The following is an 11,471-nucleotide window of genomic DNA, read 5'->3' as shown; positions in this document are numbered from 1 at the left end:
GTCCTTACGCAGTTCGGCCGCCTCGCCGAGCTTCTTCCTGTTGCTGTTCCTCGCGGCCAACGCGATCAACGCGATGACCACGACCACTGCGACCACCCCGATGACGATCCAGATGATGGGGTCCATGATTTCCTCCGATGTCAGGGGTCACATTCCACCGGAAACGTAACCCCCCTCCGGGCCCCCTGCCACCGGTCGACCCACGTGGACGCCGCGAACGTGGCGCCGCGCACGTGGCGCCGGTGGGCCGTCGGTGATCCGGCCCTAGTGCACGGTCCGCGGCAACAGCCCGGCGTCGCGGGCCTCCCGACTCAGCCGCTCGCGGTGGTCCGGGTGGGCGATCGCGATCAGTGCGGCGGCGCGGTCGGACACCGACCGACCCCTGAGCGTGGCGATCCCGTACTCGGTCACGACGTTCTCGATGATGTTCTTGTGGGTGGTCACCGGGCTCCCGGGCGTCAACGAGAGCGTGATCCGGCTGATACCGCCGGAGGTCTGGGACGGGGTGACGATGAACCCGTGGCCACCGGGTGAGAACCTGCAGCCCCTGCCGAAGTCCGCCTGACCACCGGCTCCGGACCAGTACCGTCCACCGATCGTCTCCGATGCCGCCTGCCCGTAGAGGTCGACCTCGCTCGTGGCGTTGACCGAATGGAGATTGTGCTCCTGACCGATCACGCGCGGGTCGTTGACGATGTCCACCGGGAGCATGGCGACCGACGGGTTGTTGTGCAGCCAGTCCATGAGCTTCTGCGACCCCACCGCGAAGGTGGTGACGTGCTTGAACGGCCGGCCGGTCTTCCGTGATCCGTCGATGACGCCGGCGTCCACGAGGTCCATCACGCCGTCCGACAGCGCCTCGGTGTGGATCCCCAGGTTCTCGTGCCCGGTGAGCCGCGACAGCACCGCGTTGGGGAGCTTGCCGACCCCCAGTTGCAGACAGGCCCCGTCCGGCACCCGCTCGGCGATAAGGTCGGCGATCGCGTGCTCGATCTCGCCGGGCACGGGCGGCTCGATCGAGATCATCGGGGCGTCGTTCCGCGTCACGCCCACGACCTGGGAGATGTGGATGTGGTTGCGCCCGAAGGTCCGGGGCATGTTGGCGTTGACCTCGACGAAGAACGGCACCTGTCCGATGAAGGACGCCACGTAGTCGGCGTTGGTGCCCATCGAGAAGAACCCGTGCTCGTCGATCTCGGAGACCGTGGTCACGGCGAGGCCGGGCGGGCTGAACTCACGCAGGGTCGCCGGCACCTGCGCGAAGTCGACCGGAACGAGATCGCACGTGCCCTCGTGGAAGTTCTTCCGCGAACCGGGACCGAGGAAGTAGTCCACGTGCCGGAGCCTGCCCGGGTACGCACCCTCCATGAAGGGCAGCGATTCCCAGGGGTCCATGTGGTGGATGGTGACGCCGGAGAACCCCTCGGCCCCCGCGTCGAGAGCGCGCAGCAACGCCGGGGGCGCCGCGTTCTGGATCGGCGAGATGATGTGCATCCCCGGGGTGACGTGATCGAGCACCGCCTCGGCGGGCAGCTCTTCATAGTGGATGTCCTTGATCACGGTCGCACTCCGGTGGTCGGGGATGGTGGGGACGTCCGCCCGGCGGGCGGGTCATGCCAGGGCCGGGATGACCTCGCGTTCGAACAACTCGAGCCCCGAGGTGTCGGTGGCGATCTCGGGGAAGTAGAACACCCCGTAGGTCATCCCCAGACCCTCGAGTTCGCGGAGCTTGTCCACGATCTGCCCGGGCGTGCCCACCGCGGGCAGCCCGCGGTACGCGCCGAGCTGCCGGTCCGCCTCGTCCGCGCCCACGTGGCGGGCCATCCGGTCACGGAGGAACGCCAGCCTGTCGGCGACGTCCTTCTCCGTTTCCCCCACGGCCACGTTGTAGTTGGCGGTGCGCGTGATCTCGGACGGGTCCCGGCCCACGTCCGCGCAGTGTGCGAACAGGACCTCCGACTTGTGGGCGAACCCCTCGGGGCTGCCGTCGAAGTTCGTGTAGTCGGCGTGGCGGGCGGCGATCCGGAGGGTCTTGCGTTCGCCGCCGCCGGCGATCCACATCGGGATGCCACCCTCCTGCAGTGGCCGGGGTCGCACGATCGCACCGTCGACCCGGAAGTGGTCTCCCTCGAGCGAGACGATGCCGTCGGCCCAGGCCTCGGTCATGATCCGCACGCCCTCGTCGAGCATGGCGATCCGCTCACCGGCGGAGGGGAACCCGTAGCCGTAGGCCCGCCACTCGTGCTCGTACCAGCCGGCCCCGATCCCCATCTCGACGCGTCCGCCGGAGATGTGGTCCACGGTCGACGCCATCTTCGCCAGGAGCGCGGGGTTGCGGTACCCGAGACAGGTACACATCTGACCCAGCCGCACCCGGGAGGTCACCGCGCCGAGGGCGGACATCAGGGTCCAGGCCTCGTGGGTGGCCTCTCCGGTGGTGAGCGGTGCGGTGTGCATGTGGTCGTACACCCACACCGACTCCCACGGGCCCGCGTCGGCACGGGTGGCGAGGTCGGTGATGACCGGCCAGTGGCGGGCGGGGGGCACGTCGACCAGGTCGAGCCGCCAGCCCTGGGGCAGGAAGAGTCCGAAACGCATGCCCCCGACACTAGCGCCGTGGGCCACCCCGGGAGAGCCGGTCAGGCGGTGGACAGGACCGCGCCGATGCCCTCCGGCTCGTCCTCGCCGTCGAAGTACAGCGCCACGTATCGCCCCGCGACCTCGGCGACCTGCATCTCCATGTCGTACACCAACCGCAGGACGTCGGTCCGCATGATCTGCGCCGGCGTGCCGTCGGCGACGATCGAGCCGTCCTTCATGGCGATGATCCGGTCCGAGTAGGCGGCGGCGATGTTGATGTCGTGGATCACCAGGACGACGGTCTTGTCCCGCTCCGCGGCGGTCCGGCGCAGCAACCGCATGATCGAGGTGGCGTGACGCAGGTCGAGGTTGTTGAGCGGTTCGTCGAGCAGGACGTAGTCCGTGTCCTGCGCGAGAACCATGGCGATGTGGGCGCGTTGGCGCTGGCCGCCGGAGAGCTCGTCGAGGTACCGGTCGGCCAGGCCCTCCAGCTCCATCGCCGCCAGGGCGTACCCGACGTGCTCGTCGTCCCCGGGGGTGGGTCGGCCACCGTTGTGCGGGAACCTGCCGAAGGCCACGAGTTCGCGGACCGTCAGGCGGATGGAGACGGCGTTCTCCTGACGCAGCACCGCGAGGCGTCGCGCGAGCTCGCGGCCACCGTTCACGGACACATCGACCCCGTCGACCAGGACGTGTCCGGAGTCGGCTCCCTGGAGTCGGCTCATGACCCCCAGCAACGTGGACTTGCCGGCGCCGTTGGGTCCGATCAACGAGGTGACGCCGCCCTGGGCGAAGCACGCGGTGACGTCGCGGAGGACCTGTGTGTCGCCGTATGACGCGCACACCGAGTTCGCCTCGATACCGTCCCCGGTCGGGCGCTCGGCCGGCCACGGGGTCGCGCTGGTCCGGTCACCGCGGCGACGGAACGGGAGGAGGGACATGATCTGCTTCTTTCGTCAGCGTGCGCGGTTGGTCAGGAGCAGGAACAGGAACAGCAGGCCGCCGACGAACTCGATGACGATGCTCAACGCGGACTCGACGCCCAGGGCGCCGAGCACCAACTCCCCACCGGCCAGCGCGACCACGCCGAGCAGCGAGGCGACGGGCAGCGTGAAGCGGTGGAGGGTGGTCCCGAGGAGCGCGTAGGCGGCGTTGGCGACGATGAGCCCGAAGAACATCACCGGGCCGATCAGCGCCGTCGACGCGGAGACGAGGAACGAGACCACCACCAGCACGACGATCGTCACCCGGCGGTGGTTCACGCCCAGGGCGACCGCCGGGTCACGGCCGAGGAGCATCACATCCAGCCTGCGGCCGAGCAGCACGACCACACCCAGGCAGGCGGCGACGATGAGTCCGCACGCGACCAGGACGTCCGGCTGCACACCCCGGAAGCTGGCGAACATGGCGTCCTGGACCCGCAGGTAGGCGGCCGGGTCGAGCAGGCGTTGGAAGAACGAGGAGATCGAGCGGAAGAACACCCCGAACACCACGCCGACCAGCAACAGCAGGTGGATGTCGGTCCTCCGCCCACCGAGCAGCCAGAGGTAGAGCGCGGTCGAGGCCACGACCATGATCGCCGTCTGCCCCAGGAATCCGGAGAGGCCGCCGCTGATGAGGCCGCCGGCGAGGGCCTCGGGACGCGGGACCACGAAGAACACGAGCATCGTCTGGACGAGCAGGTACAGCGAGTCGAAGCCCATGAGTGCCGGGGTGAGGATCCGGTTCCCGGTGACGGTCTGGAACAACACCGTCGACACGCCCACGGCCACGGCCACCAGGACGATCGCCACGGCATGGCGGGACAACCGGTCCAGCGAGTAGTGCCAGGCCCTGGAGCCCACGGTCTCCGGGAGGCCGGTCAGGACGAGTGCGGCCAGCGCCCCGACCGCGACGGCGGCGCAGACCAGGGTGACCAGCCACCGGCGTCGTCGGTCGGACTCGGTCCGTGTCCGCCCACGCCGGAGCTGCTGCGGCAGGCGCTCCGCGGTAGGGGTCTCAACCATTGCGCACCGCCCGCAGCATCATCGCCAGGAATACGGCCCCGCCGATGATCCCCACCAGCGTCCCCACGGGGATCTCACCCGCACCGGTCGAGCCACCGGCGAGGATGCCCGGGAGCGACCGTCCGACCATGTCGCAGACGAGGACGGTGACCGCGCCGAGGAGCGCCACGAGCGGCAGGCCGCGGCGCGCGTCGTCGCCGACGAGTCTGGAGACGACGTTGGGGACCACGAGTCCGAGCAGCGGGAGGGCGCCCACGGTGACGACGACGACGGCGGCGACGGCCGCCACGATGGACATTCCCAGGGCGACGACCGTGCGGTGATCCACACCGAGGCCCGTGGCGACGTCCTCCCCCAGCCCGGCCACGGTGAACCTGTCCGCCGTGATGTAGGCGATCACCCCGAGGACGGCCACCAGCCAGAGCAGTTCGTACCGCCCGGCGAGGACCGCGGAGAAGTCGGCGAGCATCCAGGCGTTGAGCATCTGGAGGAGATCCCGGGACAGTGCCAGGAACGCCGCGACCGCACCCACGACGGAGCCCAGCATGATGCCGATGAGCGGCACGATGAAGGAGTCGGAGACGGCGACGCGACGGATGCACGCGAGGAACAGCGCGGTGCCGGCGAGGGCGAACACCATCGCCACGAGCATCTTCACCACGATCGGGGCGCCCGGGGCGAGGATCGCCACCACGACCAGGCCCAATCCGGCGGACTCGACCGTCCCGGCGGTGGAGGGCTCCACGAAGCGGTTGCGGGTGAGCAGCTGCATGAGCAGTCCGGCGACCGCCAGGGACGCCCCGGCGAGCGCTGCCGCCGCGGTCCGGGGCAGGCGTGCCTCGAGGAGGTAGACGCGATGCGCCTCGGTGAGGCCACCGGTGAGGACGTCCCGGACCGTGATGTCGGCCGCGCCGACGAACACGCTCGCGACCAGTGCCACCAGTAGTGCGGCCACGCCGAGAACCGGCCAGGGCGCCTGGTGCCGTGGCCGGTTCTCCGACAGGGTGGTGGTCACGACCGGGTGCTCCCCGCGGTCAGGAGACTGCCGAGTCGATCTCGCCGATCATGGCGTCCAGGACGCCGAGCCCGCCGCCGATGAGGTACCAGTTCTGCCCGTCGAGCATGTGGACGTTGCCGTTGGTCGCGGCGGAGGTCCGGTTGAACAGGGGGTTGTCCAGCAGCGCTGTGGCCGCCTCACCCTCGGCACCGATCGCGGCGTCCCGATCGATCACGAAGACGTGATCGGGGTTGAGCTCGGCGATCTGCTCCCAGCTGAGCGGTGCGCCGTGCCTGCCCTCGGCGGCGACGTCACCGGCCGACTCCATTCCGAGTTCGTTGAAGATGATGTCGAACCGGGTCCCGGGGCCGTAGGCCGTGACCTTGCCGCCCGAGGTCATGAGCACCAGTGCCGTTCCGGCGTCCTCGGCCTTGGCACGCGTCTCGGCGACCCTCTCGTCGATCTCGGCGAGCTGCTCCGCCGCCTTGTCCTCGGCACCGAACAGGGCGGCGATCTCCTCCACCTTGGCGCGGTTGGACGCGACCGTGTCGGAGGTGTCGGGATCACCGGCGATCACCTGGTCCGAGATCTTGGCGAACTCGGGCTCCATCGCCTCCGTGCGCGCACCGAACAGGATGAGATCGGGGCCGAGCTCGGCGATGACGTCCATCTTCGGCTCCTTGAGGCTGCCGACGTCCGTGTACTCATCGCTCGCATAGGTGTCGAGCGCGTCCGGGAACACCCCGGTCTTGGTCAGGCCCACCACCCGGTCCTCGAGATCCAGCTCGTCGAGCGTGTCGGCAGCGGCGTGGCTGGTGAGGACGACCCGCGCGGGCCCCTCACCGTCGGTGCCGGTGGACTGCGCGTCGGAGCTTCCGCAGGCAGTGAGCGCGCCGCCGGTCAGGGCGAGGGCGGCTGCCGCGGCGACGATCGTGGGGAATCGGTTCACAGTGTCTCCAGGGGCTTAAGTCAGTAGGTTAGGCTCACCTTAACCACGCCGTGTGCGCAGGGGCAAAACCAAGGTGTGCCTTCCCTCAGAAGCGGGTGGTGGGGACCTCGCGCCGACCGGCCCGCTCCCGTGGCCACGGGACCCCGGCGCGAGTACGATCACGCCATCGGAATCCCGTCGCGAAGGAGGCCCGGCATGCCCACCGCGGAGGTCCGGAGGGCGATGCGCACCCAGGACCGGCGACGGTTCCTCCCCCCTGAGGTCGCGGGCGACCACCGCCGCGACGCTCCGCTGCCGATCGGCCACGGGCAGACGAACTCGCAACCCTCCACCGTGGCGGACATGATGACCCTCCTCGAACCGTTCCCCGGGATGCGGGTCCTCGACGTCGGCTCCGGCAGCGGCTGGACATCGGCGATCCTCGGCGAACTGGGCGGACCGGGGTCCGCCGTGTACGCGGTCGAGCTTGTTCCGGAGCTGGTCGAGAGGTCACGCGCGGCCCTCACCCAGCCCTGGGTGCGGGTACACCAGGCCCGGCCCGGCGTGCTGGGCCTGCCGGAGTACGGCCCCTTCGACCGGATCCTCGTCTCGGCGATGGGCCGGGCCCTGCCGCAGGAACTCGTGGACCAACTGGACGACGACGGCGTGATGGTCGCTCCCTGGCGGGACGTGATGCACCGGGTGCGGCGCACCGGCGGGAAGGTGGAGGTCACCGACCACGGCGGATACCGCTTCGTCCCCCTGCTGGACACCCGATTCTGACCTGCGCAATCGGACGATTATCCTGGACGGAAGTTTTACCCCCCTTGAAGATCCAGGAGCGTCGATGCCCGAGTTCGTCTATGAGGACCTCCTCCCGGTCGGTGCGGACACCACCGAGTACCGCCTCCTGACCACCGAGGGCGTCTCCACGGTGGAGGGCCCGGACGGCACGACCTTCCTCCGCGTGGACCCCGAGGCGATCCGGCTGCTCACCGAGACGGCGATGCACGACATCTCGCACTACCTGCGCCCGGACCACCTGGCGCAGGTGGCCAAGATCCTCGACGACCCCGAGGCCAGCGACAACGACAAGTTCGTCGCACTGGACCTGCTCAAGAACGCCAACATCGCCGCCGGCGGGGTGCTGCCGATGTGCCAGGACACCGGCACCGCGATCGTCAAGGGCGAGCGCGGCCAGCACGTGCTCACCCCCGGGCCCGACGAGCGGGCGGTCGCCCGCGGCGTCTACGACGCGTTCACCCGCCTCAACCTGCGCTACTCGCAGAACGCCCCCCTCACCATGTGGGACGAGAAGAACACCGGCAACAACCTCCCGGCCCAGATCGAGATCGGCGCCGACACCACGCCCGGCCACGAGAACAGCTACAAGTTCCTGTTCATGGCCAAGGGCGGCGGCTCGGCCAACAAGTCCTTCCTGTACCAGGAGACCAAGGCGATCCTCAATCCCGAGCGGATGATGCAGTTCATCGAGGAGAAGATCCGCTCGATCGGCACCGCGGCCTGCCCGCCCTACCACCTGGCGATCGTGGTGGGCGGCACCTCCGCCGAGTTCGCGGTCAAGACGGCCAAGCTCGCCTCGGCGCACTACCTCGACGAACTCCCCCGCGAGGGGGCCATGTCGGGCCGCGGATTCCGCGACGTGGAGCTGGAGGAGAAGGTCTTCGAGCTGACCCAGCAGATCGGGATCGGCGCGCAGTTCGGCGGTAAGTACTTCTGCCACGACGTCCGCGTGGTGCGCCTCCCCCGCCACGGGGCGTCACTCCCCGTCGCGATCGCCGTCTCCTGCAGCGCCGATCGTCAGGCCAAGGCCAAGATCACCCCGGAGGGCGTGTTCCTCGAGCAGCTCGAGTTCGATCCCGGCCGTTTCCTGCCCGCCACCACCGACGCCGAACTGGACGCCACGACGCACGGCGTGTCCGGGACCGGCAAGGGCGCCGCGGTGAGGATCGACCTCAACAAGCCCATGGCGGAGATCCTCGCCGAGCTGAGCAAGCACCCGGTCAAGACCCGTCTGTCCCTCACCGGTCCCCTGGTGGTGGCCCGCGACATCGCCCACTCCAAGATCAAGGAGCGGCTCGACGCCGGCGAGGAGATGCCGCAGTACCTCAAGGATCACCCGGTCTACTACGCGGGACCCGCCAAGACCCCCGAGGGGATGCCGTCGGGATCGTTCGGCCCCACCACCGCCGGCCGCATGGACTCGTACGTCGAGCAGTTCCAGGCCGCGGGCGGCTCGATGGTCATGCTGGCCAAAGGCAACCGCTCGAAGCAGGTCACCGATGCCTGCGCCACCCACGGCGGCTTCTACCTCGGCTCGATCGGAGGCCCCGCCGCGCGGCTGGCCCAGGACTGCATCAAGCACGTCGAGGTGATCGAGTACGAGGAACTCGGCATGGAGGCGGTGTGGAAGATCGACGTGGAGGACTTCCCCGCGTTCATCGTGGTCGACGACAAGGGCGAGGACTTCTTCGCCCACACCGGCGAGGTCACGCTGACGGTGGGCAAGCGCCCGGGTCTGTGACCTGTGCGGGCCTGTGACCTGCGGGGGCCACACACGCGCGGGCTATGTGACCTGCATGGGTGACCGCCCGGGGGGTGGCGTCACGAGACTCCCCGGGCAGCGGCCTCCAGTGCGGCCACGTCGAGTCTGACCATGTCCATCATCACCGTGAAGGCCCGTGCGGTGGCCGCCTGGTCCCCCGAGCGCCACAGCTCGTACAACGACTCCGGTGCGACCTGCCAGCGCACTCCGTAACGGTCGATGAGCCAGCCGCACTGCACCTCCCGGCCCCCGCCGGCCAGCAGGCCGTCCCAGTAGTGGTCGATCTCGTCCTGGTCGGCGCACCGGATCTCCAGCGAGATCGCATCGGTGTACTCGACCCCCGGACCCCCGTTGAGGGCGAGGAAGGCCCGACCGTCGAGCTCGAACTCCACTGTCAGGACCTCGCCGGCCTTCGGCCCCGGCGTGTCGACCGGGGACTCGTCGACCGAGATGACGCGCGAGTTCGGGAAGACCGAGCAGTAGAACTCCGCGGCCTCCTCGGCCTGCCCGTCCATCCACAGACACGTGACGAACCTCGACATGTCGCCCCCTCCTCCCGCCCCGACGGGCGTGGCCCGGATCCAGTGTCCCCCGACCGCGGCCCCCGCGGAACACCCTGGAGTGTCGCGATCCGGCAACGACGTTCGGCGCCGGTCTGGCCGCGACTAGGATCTACGTGCATGAACAGGATCACGCGTACCCTCGCCTCAGTCACGGTCGCCGCGGCCGCCACCGCAGGGCTCTCCGCCTGTGGGACGGACGGCGAATCGGGCCGGGACGAGGCGACCGGGGTGTCACCGACCACCTCGGAGGTGATGTCCACGACGACCTCGGCCCCCGTCCCCGGGCCCGCCGATTCGACGGTCGAGGTCCCGGCACCCGTGGCGGACCGCTGGAACGACCTCGGCGGCGAGGCGGGCGAACTGGGCCGGGCGGCCGGACCCGCCACCAATGTAGAGGGCGGCTCGATCACCGAGTTCGAACGCGGGGCGATCGTCCTCACCCCCGCGGGGCGCGCCTTCGTGGTGCAGGGCGAGATCCTCGCCGCCTACCTGGACGCGGGCGGGCCCGCAGGCGAGCTGGGTTTTCCCACCGCGGACGAGGCCACCACCGACGGGGGATGGATCTCCACCTTCGAGGGCGGGGTCATCACATATCTCGACGGGGTCGCCGAGGTCCGCACCGACTGACCAGCAGTCGCCCGTCACCCGCACGGTTCGCCCGCGCGTCGGGCATCGGAACGGGGGTGAAAGCGGGTTATCGGGGCGTCGCGCGGCCCTCTCCGGCGGGGCTATCGTCCTCCCGTGAAGTCCACCCTCCCCCGCGCCCAGGCGCCGGATCCCCCGTCCACACTGCCGGGGACCGTACCCGCCGCCGTGCTGCTGCCCCTAGCCCTGGCCGGTGCGATCGGGCCGTTCGCGACCGACACCTACCTGCCCGCGCTTCCCCTCATCGTCGGGGAGTTCGGGGTCTCCGCCTCGGTCGCCCAGCTCACCCTGACCGCGTTCATGGTCTCGCTGGCCGCCGGGCAGCTCGTGATCGGCCCGCTCTCGGACCGTGTGGGCAGGCGCACCCTGTTGATCCTGGGTTCGGTGGGCACCGCGGTCGCGGCCGTGGTGTGTGCGCTGGCCCCGTCGATCTGGGTACTGGTGCTGGGACGGGTCGCCCAGGGGTTCTTCGGCGCGGCGGGGATCGTCCTGAGCAAGGCCGTGGTGGTGGACGTCGGCCGCGGTGCCGGTGTCGCCAAGGCGTTCGCGACCCTCATGGCCCTCCAGTCGGTGGCACCCGTGATCGCCCCGCTCGTCGGCGGTGCCGTGGTCCCGTTCGGCGGCTGGCGGGGCTTGTTCTGGCTGTTGGCCGGACTGTCGGTGGTCACGGCGATCGGCGTGGTCGCAGCGGTCCCCGAGACGTTGCACCCCGGCGACCGCCGTACCGGCGGCGTCATGTCCACCCTGGGCGACATGCGTTTCGTGGCCACCTCCGGGCCGTTCGTGGCCCGGGTGTCGGTGTTCGTGTTCACGTTCGGTGTGCTCTTCGCGTACATCTCCGCGAGCCCGTTCATCTACCAGGACATGGTCGGCCTCTCCCCCACCGCGTACTCGGTGGCGTTCACCGTCAACGCCCTCGGCATCCTCGCCTCGAACCTGGCCGGGGCACGCCTGGTCGGCAGGTTCGCACCAGAGAGGATCCTCGCCACCGGGGTGGTCGGCATGCTCACGGCGATCGCGGTGCTCGTCGTCGTCGTCGCCCTGTCCCCCGCCGGCACCCTGGGGCTGGGACCGGTCACCGTGGGCTTCATCCTGCTGACCCTGTCGATCGGGGCGATCCTGCCCAACGCGGCAGCCCTGTCCATGCAGGCGACCCGGGGGCACTCGGGGTCCGGATCCGCGCTGC

11 protein-coding genes are annotated in these 11,471 nt (G+C 70.0%); 4 read left to right on the top strand and 7 right to left on the bottom strand.

The genetic code is table 11. The features are described from left to right. Nucleotides 1–264: 264 nt before the first annotated feature. From G6021_RS14500 to G6021_RS14475, 6 genes are read right to left on the bottom strand one after another with little or no spacing between them, the layout of a single operon-like run. Entirely contained in the window at nucleotides 265–1,557 is a 1,293-nt protein-coding gene (locus G6021_RS14500; RefSeq protein ID WP_179526275.1) for an acetyl-CoA hydrolase/transferase family protein, read from the bottom strand. A 54-nt stretch (nucleotides 1,558–1,611) separates the two neighbouring features. Beyond that, complete coding sequence (locus G6021_RS14495; RefSeq protein ID WP_179525608.1) at nucleotides 1,612–2,598, bottom strand: LLM class F420-dependent oxidoreductase; 987 nt, start codon at nucleotides 2,596–2,598, stop codon at nucleotides 1,612–1,614. A gap of 41 nt (nucleotides 2,599–2,639) precedes the next feature. Next, nucleotides 2,640–3,521, bottom strand: a complete 882-nt coding sequence (locus G6021_RS14490) for an ATP-binding cassette domain-containing protein (protein ID WP_182641582.1) — start codon at nucleotides 3,519–3,521, stop codon at nucleotides 2,640–2,642. A 15-nt stretch (nucleotides 3,522–3,536) separates the two neighbouring features. Then, entirely contained in the window at nucleotides 3,537–4,586 is a 1,050-nt protein-coding gene (locus tag G6021_RS14485) for an iron chelate uptake ABC transporter family permease subunit (protein WP_182641581.1), read from the bottom strand. Further along, nucleotides 4,579–5,601 (bottom strand): holin, encoded by a 1,023-nt coding sequence (locus tag G6021_RS14480; protein WP_338404121.1) that lies wholly within the window; start codon nucleotides 5,599–5,601, stop codon nucleotides 4,579–4,581. The genes G6021_RS14485 and G6021_RS14480 overlap by 8 nt, the downstream gene beginning before the upstream one ends. A gap of 19 nt (nucleotides 5,602–5,620) precedes the next feature. Then, nucleotides 5,621–6,532 (bottom strand): ABC transporter substrate-binding protein, encoded by a 912-nt coding sequence (locus G6021_RS14475; RefSeq protein WP_182609238.1) that lies wholly within the window; start codon nucleotides 6,530–6,532, stop codon nucleotides 5,621–5,623. A gap of 195 nt (nucleotides 6,533–6,727) precedes the next feature. Between G6021_RS14475 and G6021_RS14470 the strand changes: the two genes are divergently transcribed. Both G6021_RS14470 and G6021_RS14465 read left to right on the top strand, forming a co-directional pair. Continuing rightward, complete coding sequence (locus G6021_RS14470) at nucleotides 6,728–7,294, top strand: methyltransferase domain-containing protein (protein ID WP_182641580.1); 567 nt, start codon at nucleotides 6,728–6,730, stop codon at nucleotides 7,292–7,294. A 64-nt stretch (nucleotides 7,295–7,358) separates the two neighbouring features. Next, nucleotides 7,359–9,056 (top strand): fumarate hydratase, encoded by a 1,698-nt coding sequence (locus G6021_RS14465; RefSeq protein ID WP_182641579.1) that lies wholly within the window; start codon nucleotides 7,359–7,361, stop codon nucleotides 9,054–9,056. A gap of 80 nt (nucleotides 9,057–9,136) precedes the next feature. On the opposite strand, the gene G6021_RS14460 is transcribed toward G6021_RS14465, so the two are convergent. Then, on the bottom strand, nucleotides 9,137–9,619 hold the full coding sequence (locus tag G6021_RS14460) for a VOC family protein (RefSeq protein ID WP_182609241.1): 483 nt from the start codon (nucleotides 9,617–9,619) through the stop codon (nucleotides 9,137–9,139). A 138-nt stretch (nucleotides 9,620–9,757) separates the two neighbouring features. Here G6021_RS14460 and G6021_RS14455 point away from each other — a divergent pair, with 138 nt between their 5' ends. Next, nucleotides 9,758–10,267: a hypothetical protein gene (locus G6021_RS14455; RefSeq protein ID WP_182641578.1), complete on the top strand. Its 510-nt coding sequence runs from the start codon at nucleotides 9,758–9,760 to the stop codon at nucleotides 10,265–10,267. A gap of 114 nt (nucleotides 10,268–10,381) precedes the next feature. Beyond that, a partial coding sequence (locus G6021_RS14450; protein WP_182641577.1) for a multidrug effflux MFS transporter occupies nucleotides 10,382–11,471 on the top strand: 1,090 nt, incomplete at its 3' end.

Origin of the sequence: Dietzia sp. CW19 (assembly GCF_014145265.1) — a bacterium.
GTDB lineage: Bacteria > Actinomycetota > Actinomycetes > Mycobacteriales > Mycobacteriaceae > Dietzia > Dietzia natronolimnaea.
The sequence above is the reverse complement of the archived record's forward strand: the minus strand, read 5'-3'. Positions and strand labels throughout refer to the sequence as shown.